General features: G+C 51.0%; 15 protein-coding genes and 1 riboswitch. Of the genes, 7 read left to right on the top strand and 8 right to left on the bottom strand.

Translation table 11 applies throughout. The features are described 5' to 3' along the window. Positions 1 to 19 precede the first annotated feature (19 nt). The gene (locus HF324_RS01405) at positions 20 to 1,435 is read left to right on the top strand and encodes a nicotinate phosphoribosyltransferase (protein WP_168861791.1); all 1,416 of its coding nucleotides are present in this window, start codon (positions 20 to 22) and stop codon (positions 1,433 to 1,435) included. 94 nt (positions 1,436 to 1,529) lie between these two features. Further along, entirely contained in the window at positions 1,530 to 3,116 is a 1,587-nt protein-coding gene (locus HF324_RS01400; protein WP_168808745.1) for a class I SAM-dependent methyltransferase, read from the top strand. Here the strand turns inward: HF324_RS01400 and HF324_RS01395 are convergent. From HF324_RS01395 to HF324_RS01365, 7 genes are all read right to left on the bottom strand, one after another. After that, positions 3,099 to 3,977, bottom strand: a complete 879-nt coding sequence (locus tag HF324_RS01395; RefSeq protein ID WP_168861790.1) for a YncE family protein — start codon at positions 3,975 to 3,977, stop codon at positions 3,099 to 3,101. The two genes, HF324_RS01400 and HF324_RS01395, sit on opposite strands and share 18 nt — an antisense overlap. 165 nt (positions 3,978 to 4,142) lie before the next feature. After that, complete coding sequence (locus HF324_RS01390; RefSeq protein ID WP_168808741.1) at positions 4,143 to 7,325, bottom strand: efflux RND transporter permease subunit; 3,183 nt, start codon at positions 7,323 to 7,325, stop codon at positions 4,143 to 4,145. A 21-nt stretch (positions 7,326 to 7,346) separates the two neighbouring features. Continuing rightward, positions 7,347 to 8,417, bottom strand: a complete 1,071-nt coding sequence (locus HF324_RS01385) for an efflux RND transporter periplasmic adaptor subunit (RefSeq protein ID WP_168808739.1) — start codon at positions 8,415 to 8,417, stop codon at positions 7,347 to 7,349. Positions 8,418 to 8,485: 68 nt separating this feature from the next. Then, a complete protein-coding gene (locus tag HF324_RS01380; protein ID WP_168808737.1) occupies positions 8,486 to 9,844 on the bottom strand; it encodes a TolC family protein in 1,359 nt (452 codons plus the stop codon). Positions 9,845 to 9,854: 10 nt separating this feature from the next. Beyond that, the gene (locus HF324_RS01375) at positions 9,855 to 10,469 is read right to left on the bottom strand and encodes a TetR/AcrR family transcriptional regulator (RefSeq protein WP_168808735.1); all 615 of its coding nucleotides are present in this window, start codon (positions 10,467 to 10,469) and stop codon (positions 9,855 to 9,857) included. Between the two features lie 12 nt (positions 10,470 to 10,481). Further along, on the bottom strand, positions 10,482 to 11,087 hold the full coding sequence (locus tag HF324_RS01370) for a TetR/AcrR family transcriptional regulator (protein WP_168808733.1): 606 nt from the start codon (positions 11,085 to 11,087) through the stop codon (positions 10,482 to 10,484). Between the two features lie 549 nt (positions 11,088 to 11,636). Continuing rightward, positions 11,637 to 12,896, bottom strand: coding sequence for a pyridoxal phosphate-dependent aminotransferase (locus HF324_RS01365; RefSeq protein ID WP_168808731.1), 1,260 nt, complete (start codon positions 12,894 to 12,896; stop codon positions 11,637 to 11,639). Positions 12,897 to 13,284: 388 nt separating this feature from the next. Here HF324_RS01365 and dnaN point away from each other — a divergent pair, with 388 nt between their 5' ends. The 3 genes from dnaN (at position 13,285) to HF324_RS01350 (ending at position 15,853) form a co-directional block, all read left to right on the top strand. Then, positions 13,285 to 14,403 carry a DNA polymerase III subunit beta gene (dnaN, locus tag HF324_RS01360; protein WP_078669560.1) on the top strand — a complete coding sequence of 373 codons (1,119 nt, stop codon included), beginning with the start codon at positions 13,285 to 13,287 and terminating at the stop codon, positions 14,401 to 14,403. 317 nt (positions 14,404 to 14,720) lie between these two features. Further along, on the top strand, positions 14,721 to 15,563 hold the full coding sequence (locus tag HF324_RS01355) for a sterol desaturase family protein (RefSeq protein ID WP_168861789.1): 843 nt from the start codon (positions 14,721 to 14,723) through the stop codon (positions 15,561 to 15,563). Positions 15,564 to 15,601: 38 nt separating this feature from the next. Further along, a complete protein-coding gene (locus HF324_RS01350; protein WP_168808727.1) occupies positions 15,602 to 15,853 on the top strand; it encodes a hypothetical protein in 252 nt (83 codons plus the stop codon). 8 nt (positions 15,854 to 15,861) lie between these two features. On the opposite strand, the gene HF324_RS01345 is transcribed toward HF324_RS01350, so the two are convergent. Continuing rightward, entirely contained in the window at positions 15,862 to 16,338 is a 477-nt protein-coding gene (locus tag HF324_RS01345) for a lipocalin-like domain-containing protein (protein WP_220100658.1), read from the bottom strand. A gap of 149 nt (positions 16,339 to 16,487) precedes the next feature. Further along, positions 16,488 to 16,591, top strand: a riboswitch (TPP riboswitch). Positions 16,592 to 16,643: 52 nt separating this feature from the next. Here HF324_RS01345 and thiS point away from each other — a divergent pair. Continuing rightward, on the top strand, positions 16,644 to 16,847 hold the full coding sequence (thiS, locus tag HF324_RS01340) for a sulfur carrier protein ThiS (protein WP_168808723.1): 204 nt from the start codon (positions 16,644 to 16,646) through the stop codon (positions 16,845 to 16,847). Positions 16,848 to 16,933: 86 nt separating this feature from the next. Continuing rightward, positions 16,934 to 18,787, top strand: coding sequence for a phosphomethylpyrimidine synthase ThiC (thiC, locus tag HF324_RS01335; RefSeq protein WP_168808721.1), 1,854 nt, complete (start codon positions 16,934 to 16,936; stop codon positions 18,785 to 18,787). Positions 18,788 to 18,798: the final 11 nt, after the last annotated feature.

Genomic DNA, 18,798 nt, shown 5'->3' with positions numbered 1-18,798 from the left:
GAACTTAAAACTTACTGTCATGACAAAGGAAAATCTCATCCTCCTCGCTGATGCTTACAAATACTCCCACCATAAATTATACATCCCCGGCACACAACATATCTACTCCTACCTGGAAAGCCGCGGTGGTAAATTCGATGAAACGGTGTTCTATGGCCTGCAGTATTTCCTGAAAGAATACCTCGAAGGCGTGGTCTTCACCAAAGAAAAACTGGATGAAGCTGCCGTTACCCTGAAAGAAGTGTTCGGTCGCGACGATGTATTTGACCGCAGCCGCTTTGAATACATCATCAGCAAACACGGCGGTAAACTGCCGGTACGCATCAAAGCCGTCCCCGAAGGAACAGTGGTGCCTGTACGAAATGTGCTCATGACCATCGAAAACACCGACCCCGAATGTTACTGGCTCACCAACTTCCTGGAAACGCTGCTCATGCAGGTATGGTATCCCTGCACCGTAGCCTCCCTCTCCAGGGAAATCAAAAAAGTGGTGAAACGCTACTATGACGATACGGCCAGCGCCGCCGCCTTTGCGGGCATCGACTTTGTCCTCAACGACTTCGGCTTCCGGGGCGCCAGCTCTGTGGAAAGCGCCGGCATCGGCGGCAGCGCCCACCTGGTCAGCTTCTCCGGCAGCGACACCATCGCTGCTTCCATCTTCGCCAAACGGTATTACAACGCCGCTACCGCGCCGGGCCTGTCCATCCCCGCTACGGAACACTCTATCGTCACCATGCTGGGAGAACCGGGAGAGCTGGACATCTTCAAACATGTGCTCAACACCTTCCCAACAGGCACCATCGCCTGCGTATCTGACTCCTACAATATCTTCCGCGCCTGCGAAGAGTACTGGGGCACCGAACTGAAAGAACAGATCCTCAGCCGGCAGGGCACCCTCGTTATCCGCCCCGACAGCGGCGATCCGGTACAAACCCTGCTGCGGGTGTTCGATATCCTCATGAACAAATTCGGCTTCACCGTTAACGAAAAAGGCTACAAAGTATTACCACCACAGGTCCGCGTGATACAAGGCGATGGCATTAGCTACTCTTCCATCCCCGGTATCTTCGAAGCCCTTAAAAAAGCCGGCATCAGCGCCGAAAACCTGGTACTCGGCATGGGCGGCGCACTGCTCCAGCGCGTTAACCGCGACACCCAGGAATTTGCGCTGAAATGCTCCTACGCAGAAGTCAACGGCAAAGGCATCAACGTACAGAAAATGCCGGTGGAAATGGACGCCAACGGCCAACTGCAAACCTCCTTTAAGAAATCCAAAGCCGGCAAACTGAAACTGGTGAAAGAAAACGGCGCCTTCAAAACCCTCGGCACCGACGAGGCGCCCGAACTGGAAGACCTCCTCGAAACCGTCTTCGAAAACGGCGCCGTCACCAAAACATGGTCTTTCGACACCGTCCGCCAGGCAGCCGCTTTATAATATCATTTCTGTTTCCTCCAGTAAGGTTACCCCCATTCCATCGCCCGGGACTCACCCCCCGGGCTTTTTTCCGGAAATCTGTTAACTTCACCGTATGTACTTGCTCATCCCCGGACGCCACCACCTGTTGACCGACTTTCAGTTCAAATACCTGAACCGTCTGATCAAATGCAGCCTGGAAGGCGAAAAAGACGTATATGGACAACCGTTGGACGCTTCTCCCGTAGAAGGCGTCATCTTCGCCGTTACCTCCGCCAACCACCTCGGCACCAAACGCAACCCGGTACCCTTCTACCTGCGCGCCATGGTGATACAGGAATTCTCCAACTCCCTCGATGTACCCGCCTACGTGTACGGCATCGACGATGTTGGCGTGATCCATGACTTCGCGGAATATACCATCAAAACCATCCGGCACTCCAGCGAAGGCGCCCACAGCCTCACCCCACAAAATACTGTGGTCATCTGCTCCACCAGCGTCCGTGAGATGTACCTTAAACAAGGCTTCCGTGTCCTGACGGCAGAATGGGACCCTGCCGCCAACCGGTTCACACAGCCCATGCCGTGGGACCTCGTGAACCTCATCGCACAAACGGGCGACTGGCGCAAACATCCCACCGTGCTGGAACAGGTGCATCCGGCAGCATTCAAAATCTGGTCGCTGTATGGGGTGGGAGAGAAAGTACAACAGATCCTGAAAGACCCTATCATCGGGGCCGACGGCGATCTCACCGCTACCCGCGATTACAACGTGTACGTAAAACAGATGGACGACATCGCGGCACTCAAATACCGCGAAACCGCCCCCTACATACAACCCGGCAATATCGGCGATATCGGCTGCGCCGCAGGCTCCTGGATTAAAATAGCCTGCGAAGACGATCGCCTGCATGAATGCGATTTCTACGGCATAGAAGTATCGCGCCACCTCTATGACATCTGCCTGCAACGCAAACACAACGGCGAATTCGCCAACCCTTCCGTGTTCTTTGCCCAGAAAAACGCCGTCACCAGCCTGGTGTTCGAACCGGGCAGCATGAACACCATCCACACCTCTTCTCTGACACACGAGATAGCATCATACGGCAGCAGACAGGACCTGCTGGCGTTTATACAAAACCGTTACCAGGAACTGGTGCCCGGCGGCGTATGGATCAACCGCGACGTGGTAGGGCCGGAAAACAGGACAGAGACCGTACTCCTGTGGCTCAACGAAACAGACGGCGCCAACGACCTGCCCATGCCGGAAAACCCCACCACTCAAACGTTGGCGGCATGGCTTGGGAAACTGTCCACCAAAGCGCTGTTCCAACGCTTTGCGCAGGACTTCCGCCATGAAGAAGGTTACCAGCTGCCACACCAATGGGTCACCATCGGCGACACCACCTACTGCCAGCTTTCCATGCAGGACGCCTGCGAATTCCTCTTCAAAAAAGACTACCACGACAACTGGCTCAGTGAAATGCACGAGACCTTCTGCTTCTGGAATTACGACGACTGGAAACAGGCGCTGGAAGCGGCAGGGCTGCGACCGGACAACCTGTCGCACACCTACCGCAACGAATGGATTGTACAGAACAGGCTGGAAGGCAAAACCCAACTGTTCCGCCTGAACGAAACCGGGCAACCGGAAGCCATCCCGTTCCCGGTATCTCACATGCTGTTAATGGCGCGGAAATAACCCGGTCAGCGGCCGTATTTCGAGGGTATTGTCCAGCATAACGGGTACCAGTAAACGATGATGTTTCCTGTCTAGTGCAATATCCGCGGGAGAGTGTTTTACCTTGATGCTGCTGACACTTTGAGCCCTGAGGTCATACACCTGCAGCAACCCTTCTGTGGGCCTGTTCACCGTTATCCAGTCAGACAGCAGCAGGTGCGTGGCATCCAGTTGTACCAGCCCGTCAAACAAACCGGACGGGGAGTTTTTCACCGGCTGAAAAGTATCATTGATCACGTCCAGCCGCCTGTGATACAGCTGTCCTTTGCCGTTCATGTCCGGTCCCATGGTACATACATACAGTTCGTCGGTCGATTCATCATAAGCCACTCCGTTGGCGGTGGCCAGGTTGCCCAGCTGCCTGATGGCGCCGCTGCGGGGGTCTGCCAGCAGTACATCCCCCTTAAAGGAATCCGTCACCACCAGCAGGCTGTCATGCGCTGTGGTAATGTCATTCAGCACCCCGGCTTTGCCTTCGAGGTTAAGATCAAACACCTTTTTCCGGCTGTTGATATCATATCCTTTGAGGTGATCGATATCTGTCACATACAGGATATGCCCAATGATGACGAGCCCTTTGGGCGCATTCAAAGTATCATTGAAATAACGGAGGGACTGCACTTTCCCGGCTTTTACAAAAGCGATGGAGCCGTCGCCGTCCTTTGCAGCGGCGTCCAGTTTAGGACCGATCTGTGATACGAAATAGCCGTCTTTCCAGGCTACAACGCTTTCGGGAGTCACCAATCCGGTGATGGTTTGCTGTGCCAGGGAAACCGTGGCAGCCAGTATACCGGCCATTAACAGGGGAATGGATTTGTTCATGAGAATAGTTTATCTCAAAAATAAACATCCCGGTTAGCGGGCAATTGTAACAGGCAAAGCAATAGTTGTGAATATCAAAGTACCGGAAAAAAGAAGACCGGAGTATGAATACTCCGGCCACTACCTAAACCTACAACTGTTACACTGTTAGTAACATATCTTGAATTAGTTATTGTGAATTTCATTCAGGGGAACTTCTTCATAAGAAGCTACCATCCGTTGCCTGATGTAACGTTTGGTAGACAGTTTGCCCCATCCGAACCTGGCCATGATCTTATCAACCACCATGTATACCACCGGCACCACGATCAGGGTGAGGAACATGGAACTGATGAGGCCACCGATGATCACCCATGCCAGGCCGTTTTTGGTAGAGGCCACACCACCGGTAGCCAACGCAATCGGCAACATACCGATCACCATCGCGATGGTGGTCATGAGAATCGGCCTCAAACGCGCGTTGTTGGCGTGTATCAGCGCATTATAGGTATCCTGTCCCTGCTCTTTCATCTGGTTGGTAAAGTCTACCAGGATGATCGCGTTCTTCGCCACCAGACCGATCAGCATGATCATACCGAGGATGGTAAAGATGTTCAGCGTGTTATTGGTCAGCGCCAGTGCCAGCAAGGCGCCGATGATCGCCAGCGGGATGGAGAACAGTACCACAAACGGATAGATGTAGTTGTCATACAGCGCCACCATGATCAGGTATACCATCACAATGGATATCAGCAACGCCGCGCCCAGTGTACCGAAGGAGTCGCCCTGGTTTTCGGCGTCACCGCCGAAGACGAAGTTGATGCCTGTCGGTTTTTCCATTTTCGCCAGTTTGGCGGCAAATTCCTGTGTTACCGTACCGGAAGGGCGTCCCATTACCTGTGACTGCACAGATACGGAAGTATTTTTATCCCTTCTTTCCAGGTGGCTGGGGCCGGAGCCCTCTGTCACGGCAGCGAACTGCGACAGTTTGATCAGCTGGCCTTTGTCGTTCACAAACTGGATGTTGGCCACGTCCTGGATGTTCTTTTTATTAAAATCGTCAAAGCGGATGTTGATGTCATATTCATAATCACCCTGGCGGAACTTCACTTTTGAGTCGTCGGCCGTACCGCTGAAGGCTGTCTGCATGGTACCGCCCACCATATCGAGGGTGAGGCCCAAAGCCGCCATCTTATCGCGGTCCACCTGTACGTTGATCTCCGGGTTACCTTCTTCCACAGACAGTTTCACCTCGCTGGTACCGCTGATGGTTTTCAGGGTGTCCATCGCTTTTTTGGCGAAGCTCATCACGCTGTCCATTTCGCTGCCCATCACTACCAGTTCTACCGGCGCTCTTTCCGCCGTACCCATGATACTTACGTCGGTTGTTTTCACTTTCACGCCGGGCAGGAGCGCTTTGAGTTCTTTCTTCACTTTGGCAGCGTAGATATCGGAGCCTTCGGTACGTTTTTCCAACGGCACCATGATCACCGTGATCTCAGATTTATAGGCGGTAGACTGGGAAGTACCGAAACCGTCTTCACTGGTCTGACCTACGGTGGTGATCAATCTTTCCACTTCCGCTTTTTTATTGAGATATTGTTCCGCGGTGCGGGTAGCCTGGTTAGACTGCTGAACAGACGCGTCTTTCGGCATTTCCAGCATCACGATAAACTGGCCGCGGTCACCTTTCGGGATAAACTCACCGCCAATGTATCCTTTACCGATCAGCATGAAGGAAGCGAACAGCAGGGCTACAGAAGCGATCAGGGTGATAGCTTTGTGCACCAGCGCCCATCTGAGGATGCCGGTCATCCACAGGGTAAAACGTTGCAGTTGTTTTTCAAACCACAGGATAAATTTCTCGAAGATGTTTTTTCCGGTAATGTGTTCCAGTTTTCCGAAACGGGAAGACAGCAGCGGCACGATCATAAAGGAAGACAACAAGCTGAGCATGGTAGAGATCATCACCACTACGCAGAACTCACGCAGGATCTTGGACACCAGCTCGTTGGTAAGGGAGATCGGCAGGAACACCACCACAATTACCAGTGTGATGGAAGTAACGGTGAAGCCTATCTCTTTTACACCGTCGAACGCAGCACGAACACGGTTTTTACCCATCTCCATGTGACGGTAGATGTTTTCCAGTACCACGATGGCGTCGTCCACCAGGATACCCACCACCAGCGACAGGCCCAGCAGGGACATGAGGTTGAGCGAGAAGCCCATCAGTTTCATACCGATGAAGGTGGCTATCAGAGAGGCCGGGATGGAGATCATCACGAAGATGGCGCTACGGATACTGTGCAGGAACAGCAGCATTACCACCGCCACGAGGATTACCGCGAGGATGAGGTCATGTATTACGGAGTCTGCAGATTCCAGCGTAAAGTCGGACGAGTCGTTGGCCACAAGTATTTTCAGGTCGTTGGCAGCATAGTCTTTTTCCACCTGGGCGATGGCCTTTTTCATTTCCTCACTCACCGTTACCGCGTTGGCGTCGGTTTGTTTCTGTACCTGGAGGGCGATCGCGTTGATGCCGTCCACACGGGCGATACGTTCTGCGTCTTTCTGGGCGTCCTGTACGTCGGCCACGTCCTGCAGGCGGATCTGCGTACCTTCTGCGGTGGTTTTCAGCACGAGGTTACGCAGCTGGTCCACATTTTTATATTTACCGGCCAGGCGGATCAGGATCTGATCGTTGGCTGTTTTTACTTTACCGGTAGGGAAGTCCATGTTGGCGTTGGTAACCGCCTGGCGTACCTGCAGGATGGACATGTTGTACGCCTGCAGTTTGGCCGGGTCTACGTTAACCTGTATTTCACGTTCCTGGCCGCCGATGAGGGACACCTGCGCAACACCCGGCAGGCGGGACAGCAGGGGCTGCAGTTTTTTGTCCACCAGGTCATAGAACTTCTTATCGTCCATTTTAGCGGTGGCAGACAAGGTCATGATCGGCAGGTCATCGAGCGAAAATTTATTGAGGGATGGCGGTTTGGCATCGCCCGGAAGATCGGCCAGGATGGCGTTTACCTTACGCTGTGCATCCTGGAGCGCGATGTCCACGTTCGCATCGTTATTCAGTTCTACGGTGATCACGGAAAGGCTCTCGGAAGATTTGGAGGTGATCTTCTTGATCTTTTCCATAGAAGCGATCGCGTCTTCTATTTTTTTCGTGATGGTGCTTTCCACCTCGTTGGGCGAAGCACCGGGATATATCGTCGCAATGGTGACGATGGGGGAGCTGAACTTGGGCAGCAGCTCATAGTTCAGCGATTTATAGCTCATGACGCCCAGCAGGGTGAGGATGGTAAATACCACCACCACGATCGTGGGCCTTTTTATGGAAACTTCAGTAATCTTCATGTTGCAAGAATTGGTTCACGCTTATTTATTGCCACCCTGTACTACTACTGGTGTACCATCTGTAAGGTTGATCTGACCGCTGGTGATCACGGTATCGCCTTCGTTGAGGCCTCCCCGTATTTCCACCTGGTCGCCGATGATCTGGCCGGCGATCACTTTGCGTTTTTTAGCCACCTTGCCTTCCATCACATATATTTCGTTGCTGCTTACACCGCCGATGAAGGCTGTGCGGGCGATGAACATGGTTTTGGCGGCAGTAGGCGCTTCAAAGTGCGCGGTGCCGTACATACCGGCCTTCAGTTCTTTGCCGCTCAGGTTGCCCACTTCCATTTCAACCGGGTAGTTGAGGGAGTTGTCGCCTTTGGCAGCGATGAAGGTGATGGTACCTTCGTAGCTGGCTTCGGGGAACACGTTGGAAGTGACTTTCACTTTCTGTCCTTTTTTCAGGGTGACAACCTGCGATTCCGGTACGGCTACGGCCAGTTTCAGCCTGGACACGTCCACGATGTCAAACATTTTGGTACCGGGGGAGAGGTAAGCGCCCTGTTCCACATATTTTTTATTGATAACGCCGGAGATGGGCGCTTTCACGTAAGTATCGCTCACACGGCGGCCGGCGGCTTCGTAATTGCTTTTAGCGATGTCGTATTGCAACTTCACATCGTCTACCTGTTTCTGGGTAACGCCACCGGTTTTGAAAGCGGCTTCATATCTTTCTTTGTCCACTCTCAGCTGATCGAGATTGGCTTTTGCAGAGGAGAGATCGGTGCTTACGATCTGGCCGTCGATGTAGGCGATGGCCTGGCCTTGTTTTACCACGCTGCCTTCATCTACCAGCAGGCGGGTAATACGGCCGGAGGTTTCGGCGAGGTAAGACAGTTCGCGGATAGGGGCGAAGTTTCCGTTGGCCAGGAAGCCCTGGGCGAAATCGTTGGTGGATACCCGTTGTATCAGTACCGGCACGTCGCCGCTGTTACTTTCCTTTACAAATGCTGTTTTAGCTTCATTGGCTTTTTTATTGGCGTTAAGCTTCCACATGATCAGTACCACTGCACCTACTGTTACCAAGCCCCAGATAATAAACTTTTTCATCTGCAATAATTTGTGTGTTTATATCCGCCACAGTTGCGGTCTATCTTTTTGTTCTTTTGTGTTTGTTGTTAGTTCAGCAGTTCTCTCAGGCTGCCTTTGCTTTTGATAATGTCCAGTTCGGCCATTTTATATTGAAGCAGTGCTTCGTTGTAGCTGTTCTGCGCATCGGCGAGCGATGTTTCTGCGTTGAGCAGGTCTGTCAGGCTGGCGAGGCCAAGTTTGTAGTTATTCTGGGTAGAATAATACACTTCATTGGCCAGGTCTACGTTCTCCTTCTGGGTGTGAATGGTAGACAAGTTAGTGCGCACCTGCAGTTTGGCGTTTTCGTAGTCTGCGTTCAGGTTGAGCGCTATCTCCTCTTTCTGTTTGGCCAGCTGGCGCAGGGTTACGTTTGCCTGGCTTACTTTGGAGCGGCGGCCGAAACCATCGAAGATGGGGATGTGCACAGACAGGCCTACGGCGGCGGCGCCATACCAGAAGGTGGAGTTGGCAGGATCATTTTTGGAGAAAAGCCACTGCTGGCTCATACCGTTGTAGGAATAGCGGCCAAAGAGCGACAGGGTAGGGTAGTACTCTGCGAGATAGGCTTTCTTCTGGAACTCCTGCAGTTGTTCCTGTTTTTTGATGAGTTTGAATTCTGTTCTCTCTTCCAAATTCATATCGTCGTATTGTAATACGCCGGCGGCTTTGGTTTCGATCTCTTTAAGCGAAGCGCGCGGGATGGTAAAGCTGGACTGCAGCGGCATACCCAACTGGCGTTTCAGGTTGTTGGCCTGGGTAGCGGCGTTGTTGAGCAACTGGGTGCGCTGGGTTTTGTAATTGGTCAGGTTTACCTTGATACGGTCCAGGTCAATTTTTTTGGCGAGGCCGTTCTCATATTGTGACTGGGTGGCATTCACCAGCTGCGTCAGCTTTTCGATGTTGCTGTTCACTGTCACGATTTTTTCCTGTAATACCAGCAACTGGTAATAGAGGCCGGAAACGTTGTAGATCACGTCTTCCGTGGATTTCTGCGTTTGCAGGGTATAATATTCTTCTCCGGCTTTGGCAGCTTTCAGGCCGGTGAATACCGCCTGGTTAAAGATCTGCTGATTCAGTTCCGCGCCTACAGTGGCGGTATACTGAGTACCGAAGGTGATGGTCACAGAGCTGTCCGGCTTACCGATCACTGTTCCCGGGAGGAGGGACTGTGCCAGTTTCAGGTTGTCTGTATAGTTAGCGTTACCATTGATTTGGGGAAGGGCCTGTGAGCGCACTTCCTGTGTTTTGAACTTACCCATTTCCTCTTCCATTTTTGTTCTGGAGAGTTGCTGGTTGTTATTCAGTGCAAACTTCAGCGCTTCCTGAAGTGTCAGTGGCGCCTGAGCGTAGGCATGCAATCCCCCTATCCCCATTAAGAGGATAAGCGTTAACTTTAATCGCTTCATACGTTAATAGTTATTCTTCTTCTTTGATTTGCAGGTACTGGTTCACCAGCTTATGTCCTTTGATAGTGGCAATGCCCAGTATAAAATGTGCGGTGACTTGTTCCATCACAGCTGGCATATCGAATGTTTCCGGAGGGTACTGAAGTTGATCGAAGGCCGCGTCCAGCTGCAGCTGCCGCATGCGTGCCATCACATTCAGATCGAGATTGTGCCGGTACAAGCCTTCCGTCATCCCTCTTTTCAGGTTTTCCGTAATGCTGCACAGAATACAGTCCCGCTGGAAGTTTTCAATATTTTTCCAGGTGTCCGGATGATATTTTTGTAGTTCAAACAACATGACCGGGTTAAGCGATCTGGCCATATTGATGGTATATTTCATGTTGCGGACCAGTTCATCGATGGCATTTTCCGCGGTGGTGTGTGTTTCCTTAAAAAAGGCGCTGTGCCCGTCCAGCAGCTGTTGCATGCCTTCGTCGATCAGCGACTGTTTATCGGAAAAGTGTTCATACACCGTTTTTTTCGACATCCCGCAATCACGGGCGATGTCAAACATGGTAACTCCTTTCACTCCGTATATGCGGAACAGCTTTAACGCTACTTCTTTGATTCTTTCCCTCGCTGCCATGATCTTTTCTCTTTATGCCTTCATCCCTTTAATGAAAAAGTCTACCAACAGTTTCTGTTTCTCTATTACCAGTTCAAATGTTTCCTCGTCCAGCTCCTCATCGTTGGAAAAGTGGTCCGGTACGGAGAACCGGAGACCGACGATAGCTTGCACCAGCAGATCTGCCGTTTGTTCCGCGTTATCTACCTTAAATTCACCGGTTCTGACGCCTGCTTTGATCACCTCCGTTGTCAGGGCTATTTCGATCTGTTTGGCCTTTTTCACGCCTTCCTGGAACACAGAAGGACCGTCTTTCTGTATTTTAAAGATCTCCAGCCGGCAGAACTTACTGATGAATGCTTTTTTAACATCGATGATGTTATGCAAAGCCTGCGCCGCCGAGGTGATGTTGGTGGTGACCTTCTCCATCTCTGCGAAATAGGCTTCCGCTATTTTTTCCAGCACCGCCAGGTGCATGGCCTTTTTATCAGGGAAATAATAATACAGGGACGCCTTGGAACAATGAAGATCATCCGCGATCTCATTCATCGTGGTCTTACCGGCGCCATAATGAGTAAAACGCTTCAGAGCCGCCTCAAGGATCTTATCCCTCATCTCGTCTTTATTCTCTGTATGCATTAACTTTTTGACTTTTTTAGTTTCAAGGTCAAAATTAGGAAGTTTTTTCAATATCATAGCAGCTATTGACGTTTTAACAGGCATTTAACTTTTTGATGACAAAAGTCAAAAAGTCAACTTTGATGGACAGGATTTTAACCGATGCGCCTGATTCGGAGAGATGCGAGCGGAGAGGGGAGCTGTTTGCCAGCAGGCGTTTGAAGGGATGTGAGGGCGTTTTAAAAAATATAAACTTGTCATGTTGCCACGAATAGTCCCTCCCGGCGGTGATCGCCTTTTGCCAGGCACTTATTCACAAGTTTTTTTTGCCCTTCGGGCGATGATCAGGTTTTGCCCCGACTATTACCGTGCATGAAAACCCTGCGGTCTATTAAAGTTTTCCAGGCCAACACCTAATATAATTAAATGTTATCGCTGAAAAACAGTCTGAAACACACGGCAGTCCAAGGCTTTAGCCCCGAAAAAAAAGGGGGCCGGCCATTCCGGCCAGCCCCTCAAGCTTATAAACAAAATAGTTAAATGATAAAATCATCAAATAACCCAATGGTCCTATTTCAGTTTTTCCAGTGCTGCTTTCAGTTTTTCGAACATCTCAGGAATCTCCTGTTTCACGCAGGTGCCTACGCTGAGGCGGTACCACGGAGAGTTCTTAGCGGCGCCGAAAGCGTAGAAAGGCACCAGTGCCAGTTTCGCTTCGTTGAGGATGTAAGAGGTAACCGCTGCCTGGTCCTGCAGAACAGTACCCTCAGCAGTGGTTTTGCCGGTGAGGTCCAGCTTCACGGTGAGGTAGATAGCCGCCTGCGGAGCGATGGCTTCCACAGGGTGACCGGCTTTTTTCAGGGCATCGAAGCCTTCGTAGATTTTCACCAGTCGCTCTTCGATCTCTCCCTTGAAATGCTGGAGGTATTTATCCACATTCTCTTTCTGTACGAGGTAGCGGGCGGCGGCTTTTTGCTCTGCCATGGGGCTCCAGGCGCCAACGTGGGAGAGGATGGCTTTCATTTTGCCGATCACATGGGCGGGACCGAGGGCCCAGCCAACTCTCACGCCGGTAGCAGCAAAAGCCTTGCTCATACCGTCGATGAAGATGGTGTATTCTTTCAGTTCAGGACGCAGCTGAACAGGGTTGTAGTGATGTGTTTCGCCAAAGGTGAGCACCCAGTACATCTGGTCGAACATGATGTAGAGCGGCTTTTCGTCGGCACCCCTGCTTTTGTTTTCCGCGATCACCAGGTCGCAGATCTCTTCCAGCTGTTGTTTATGAAAGGCAGTACCGGTAGGGTTCTGCGGAGAACACAGCGCCAGGAGGGTAGCACCTTTCAGCAGCGGCTTCAGTTCAGCGGCAGTCGGCATAAAGTCGTTTTCCGCTTTGGTTTCCAGCACCACGTGCTCTGCTTCGAGGAAGTGGGTATAGTGGTTGTTGTTCCAGGAAGGAGTAGCATATACTATTTTCTCGCCACGGTCAACGATCGTGCGGAAAGTAGCATAAATGATGGGGCGGCCACCGCAGGAGATCACGATTTCTTTGGCCGGATCGTAAGTCAGGCCCTCACGCTCTGCTATAAAATCACCCACCGCTTTTCTCAGCTCGGCGATACCGTCGGCCGGCGGATAGTTGGTCAGGTGTTCCTTATAGGCAGTTATGATTTCCTGTTCAAATTCAACCGGGATAGGGAACACCTTCGGGTCAAAATCGCCGATGGTGAAGTTGTAGATCTTCTCGCCCTTGGCCTGTTTCTCCTTGACTTCAGCTGCTAACTTGATGATTTCTGATCCAATCAATGTTTCGGCTAAATGAGACAGTTTCATAACCTGCTATTTTTTGTTGGTTTTAGAATATTTTTTCAGCGCGGCAAAAGTAACCGATTTGAAGACAATTTAAAAGAAAAGCGGCATTCTTTTTACAATCCTCAATAAGAGCGTCGAATTATTATTTTCCATCTAATTAAACTGCCATATTCCTGCTTTTTGTATAGCATTATATTATTTTTAAATGTGATTTTCTTTCGCCTCAGCCTGTGTAAAACCGCTTATATTTAGTGTATAAGATGTGATCAATTTAAGGGGAATAACAAAACTTTCTATCTTTGTTTACAGTACATTTACACCTTTTATCAGGGATAGTGCCATGTGAACGGACAGACAGGAGGGCATCACTCCCCGGCAACTAAGAATGACAAGCAAACTAATATAGACCATGAAATTTATTGTTTCTTCCTCTACTTTATTAAAACAATTACAACAGATCAGCGGTGTTATCAATTCCAATACAGTATTACCGATACTGGAGGATTTCCTGTTCCTGATTGATAAAAATGAGCTGACCGTAGTTGCAACTGATCTTGAAACCGTTATGCGGGTGAAGCTGGAGGTGGAAGCCAAAGAAAACGGACGGATCTGTATCCCGGCTAAAATTTTGATGGATTCCCTGAAAAATTTACCCGACCAGCCACTGACTTTCCACATTGACCTGAACTCCTACGCGGTAGAAATCACTTCAGACAATGGTAAGTACAAGGTGATGGGAGAAAATCCGGAAAACTTCCCCAAAGAACCGGCTGCCGACGACACTACTTCCTTCACGATGAGCTCTACAGCGCTGGTGACAGCCATCAACAAAACGCTCTTTGCCGTTAGCAACGACGACCTCCGCCCGGCCATGACCGGCGTGTTCTTCGAACTCGGCACAGAAAGCCTCACCTTTGTGGCAACAGATGCTCACCGGCTGGTGAAGTATGTAAGAACAGACGCGAAATGCCCGCAGGCAGACACGTTCATCGTGCCTAAAAAACCGCTGAACCTGCTGAAATCTGCGCTGCCGGACAACGAATCTGAAATCAAAGTGTCCTACAGCCAGAACCACTTTTTCGTGCAGCATGAAGGCGCCCAGATGATCTGCCGCCTCATCGATGCCCGTTTCCCTGACTATAAGGTAGTTATCCCCAAGGACAATCCTTACCGTCTCACCGTGGTAAAAAGCGATTTCCAGAACGCCCTGAAACGTGTAGGCGTATTCGCCAACAAAAGCACCAACCAGGTAGCGCTCAATATCACCGGCAGCGAACTGCAGCTCTCCGCCCAGGACGTTGACTTCTCCTTTGAAGGAAACGAACGTATGAGCTGCCAGTATACCGGCGACGATATGCAGATCGCATTCAACGCTAAATTCCTCATCGAAATGCTGAACGCCGCCGAAGGGGATGAAGTCACCATCGAACTGGCCACCGCCACCAAAGCCGGTATCCTCAAACCCTCCGAAAAAGAGGAAAATGAAGACCTGCTCATGCTGGTGATGCCGCTCATGCTGAACAACTAATGCCCGCTAAAGCAAACGGCTATACTAAAAGCCGGATGCTTATAGTCAAAAGTTTATATATAAAGCAATCTCTACCAAAGAGGTTGCTTTTTTCTTTGCCTGTGGCGGAAAAGAGCGCTTATTTATTCCCCAAAAAGTCGTAATTTTTAACCGGAGTAAACAGACAAAAACAGCTTACAGGACAGTAAAAACAGTTTTCCGATTGAATTAATTACTCCCCGATATCTACCCGTTTGACATTGTTGGCCTGGCAGGAAAACCTCGACATTTCAGAAAGCAGAGATCATACATTCCCGGATATATCTTATTGCCAGCCTATGGTAACGTTTTTTGAAAATATTCCGTCATATTACCGTACCGCTATTTTAGCAGGCGGCCTGTTACTGCTGTGGATCATAGAAGGCTTCTTCCCCCGCTTCACCTTCCGTGGCAATAAGTACCGCCATGCGGGCACCAACCTGTTTTTCACCCTCACCACGGTGATCGTGAACACCGGTTTCGCCTTCCTGATCGTGAAAGCTTCGCAATGGACCAGCAACACACGCTTCGGGCTCCTGTACTGGTTGAACGTTCCTCTCTGGCTGCATACCCTGCTGGCCATCCTGATGCTGGACCTGATCGGCGCCTACCTCATCCACCTGGTACAACACAAAACCGCCTGGATGTGGCAGTTCCATAAAATACACCATATCGATACACAGATCGACGCTACCACCGCGCTGCGCCATCACCCGGTGGAAAGCCTGTTCCGCGTAGGAGCGCTTTTAGCTGCCATCCTCACCATGGGCGTTCCCTTCTGGATGGTCATGTTCTACCAGTCGCTCTCTGCGCTCATGTCGCAGTTTAACCATGCCAACATACGCCTGCCCAAATGGCTGGATAACGGCCTTAGCTGGATCATCGTTTCGCCCGACATGCACAAGGTACACCACAGCCATTATCAGCCGGAAACGGATTCCAATTACGCCAACATCTTCTCGATCTGGGACCGGCTGTTCGGCACGTTTACCTTTATCCCCGATACCACCTCCATCCGGTACGGTCTGGACGAATACCAGGACAACCGCTACCAGGAAGTAGGTCCTTTATTGAAAGTACCGTGGGAACAAACCGCCGTAGCAAAAAATGATAAGATTAGTGGAGTGAGCAGTAACCTGTAGCCAGTATTGATTTCCCTGTTTATTTAAATCCGAAATATATGCAACACTCAACAACACTCACAAAAACGGCCTGCATCGCAGCATTGGTCATCGGCGTTCTCTCAGCAGCACTGGCTTTTGCCACCAAAACACCGGCCTACGCTGTCACAGCAGGCGCTGTAGCAGGCCTGATCGGCATCGTATCCCTGTATATCGGCAGAAAAAATATTGATGATATGCAACTTGCTGCAGCCGGCATCTTTATGGCGGTAGTAGCCTGCCTGGTAGGATTATGGCAGATGTATAACTAAAAAGACGATTAATGGCTCCGGCTATACCGGTCTGTATATCCTTCCGCTGCCTTCAACGGAAACAGTACCAGCGATGTGTCGGACAACTCCCTGATAATGGTGGTGTCCACAACAGCGGAGGTATCTTTTACCCCCTCCGAATGGCTCCATAAAAACAGCGTGTCATTGTTCAATGTCCATTTTTCATATACCAGCGTATACATGTTGATAGACCGTGCCGTTCCGTTCTTCCGCAGCTGAAACCCCTGCATCTCCTTATCCAGTCCCGCTACGGGCTGTATCCATTTCCCTATGAGCTTAGCTGTGTCTACCCGCAGCGTATCAGTTACAGCAGCAATGCTGTCGGTAACGCCGGCATTGCTGCTGTCTGTAACCACCAGCAGACTGCTGTCATGCTGTGCCGCGTCTTCCTGCACAGGCGCTTTCTTCGGCTTACACGCTGCCAGTAGCAACAATAACAGCAATAATGACGATAACTGTTTCATTAACATGAACCTAAATTACGAATTACCGGTATATGCGCAGGAAAATTTTTTGCCGCATGCGGCTGCAACAGCCCCTTCACCAGACTTACAACATTTACCTGCCCAATAAAATTATCACGATGCAATTATTATTTTTTTCCTACTTTTACCCCTCACTTTAGGGGTGTTTATCCCGTACCCGGGATAAGCTGAGATGATACCCTCAGTACCTGAAGCAGCTCATACTGCCGTAGGGAAAAGTAACTGAACTTTCTCATCTTCCACACATCCTTAAAGTTTATTGTTTCACTTAAATTCCAACACGCATGGAAGTGCTTGTAAACAATAAACTTTATGCGGTGCAGCACGGAACTACGATTGCTGCGCTCTTACAGTTTATTCAACTCTCCGCCCAAAAAGGAATCGCTGTTGCGGTCAATAATCAGGTCGTTCCCCGGAACAGCTGGGATGACCAGCCCTTACAGCCATCAGACAACATAACGATTATCCGCGCCACACAGGGAGGATAGTTCGCCCGTATAGTCTTTTTCGTTTAGCCTTCATCGTTATACGCTGTAACGAAACGGTATTCCCATGTCCACAAAAATCCTTTCTCATGCAAAAACAACCCGTGGCTATCAGCCGCACACCCTTTCCCGCCTCAGAAAAAATATATGTCAGCGGGACCCTGCATCCTGTAAAAGTAGCCATGCGCAAAATAACGCTCACGGATACACGCATTCACGGACGTAAAGGCGACGCTGTTCCGAATGAACCGGTCATCGTATACGACACCAGCGGCCCGTATACCGATCCGTCCGTAGACATCGACGTTACCCGCGGCCTGCCCAGGCTCCGCGAATCCTGGATCACCGGCAGGGGAGATGTAGAACAACTGCCGCAATACACCAGCCCCTACGTTCGCCAGCTTCAGCAAAAAGGAGATAACATGCCCGGCATGAGCATCACCGCACAACCACTCCGCGCACTGCCCGGCAAAAATGTTACCCAGCTGTATTATGCCCAGCAGGGCATCATCACCCCGGAAATGGAATACATTGCCATCCGCGAAAACCAGTACGCAGAGAAATATTACCAGGAAAACAGCCCCCTCTGGCATCAGCACCCCGGCAACAGCATGGGCGCCAACATACCGAAACTCATCACACCGGAATTCGTCAGACAGGAGATAGCTGCCGGACGCGCCATCATCCCCGCCAATATCAACCACCCGGAAAGTGAACCCATGATCATCGGGCGCAACTTCCTCGTGAAAATCAACGCCAACATCGGCAACTCCGCCGTTACCTCCAGCATCGAAGAGGAAGTGGAAAAAGCCGTATGGTCCTGCCGCTGGGGCGCAGACACCATCATGGACCTCAGCACCGGCAAAAACATCCACGAAACAAGAGAATGGATCATCCGTAACGCTCCCGTGCCCATCGGCACCGTGCCCATCTACCAGGCGCTCGAAAAAGTAAACGGCAAAGCGGAAGACCTCTCCTGGGAAATCTTCCGGGACACCCTGATCGAACAGGCAGAACAAGGCGTAGACTACTTTACCATCCACGCCGGCGTACTGCTGCGCTATATACCGCTGACGGCCAAACGCACCACCGGCATCGTATCCCGCGGCGGCTCCATCATGGCCAAATGGTGCCTCGCCCACCATAAGGAAAACTTCCTCTACACCCATTTCGAAGAAATCTGTGAGATCATGAAGGCCTACGACGTTTCCTTCTCCCTCGGCGACGGCCTCCGCCCCGGCAGCATCGCAGACGCCAACGACGCCGCTCAGTTCGCCGAACTGGAAACACTGGGCGAACTCACCAAAATCGCCTGGAAACATCATGTACAGGTAATGATAGAAGGTCCCGGCCACGTACCCATGCACCTCATCAAAGAAAACATGGACAAACAGCTGGAACACTGCCATGAAGCGCCTTTCTACACCCTCGGTCCCCTCACCACCGACATCGCGCCCGGATACGATCACATCACCTCCGGCATCGGCGCCGCTATGATCGGCTGGTTCGGCACCGCCATGCTGTGCTACGTTACGCCGAAAGAACACCTCGGCCTGCCTAACAAAGAAGATGTACGGCAGGGCGTTATCACCTATAAAATCGCAGCACACGCCGCCGACCTGGCCAAAGGCCATCCGGGCGCACAACACCGCGACAACGCCCTCAGCAAGGCCCGCTTCGAATTCCGGTGGGAAGACCAGTTCAACCTCTCGCTCGATCCGGAAACAGCGCGGTCCTACCACGACGAAACATTGCCGGCGGAAGGCGCTAAAATCGCCCACTTCTGCTCCATGTGCGGACCTAATTTCTGCTCTATGAAAATTACCCAGGAAGTGCGCGATTTCGCCGCCCGCGAAGGACTGGACGAAGCCGCCGTATTGGAAGCAGGCATGCAGGACAAAGCCCGGTCTTTCGCTGAACAGGGAGGAGAAATCTATCAATAAAAAAAACTGCT

Origin of the sequence: Chitinophaga oryzae, from assembly GCF_012516375.2 — a bacterium.
Lineage (GTDB): Bacteria > Bacteroidota > Bacteroidia > Chitinophagales > Chitinophagaceae > Chitinophaga > Chitinophaga oryzae.
The sequence above is the reverse complement of the archived record's forward strand: the minus strand, read 5'-3'. Positions and strand labels throughout refer to the sequence as shown.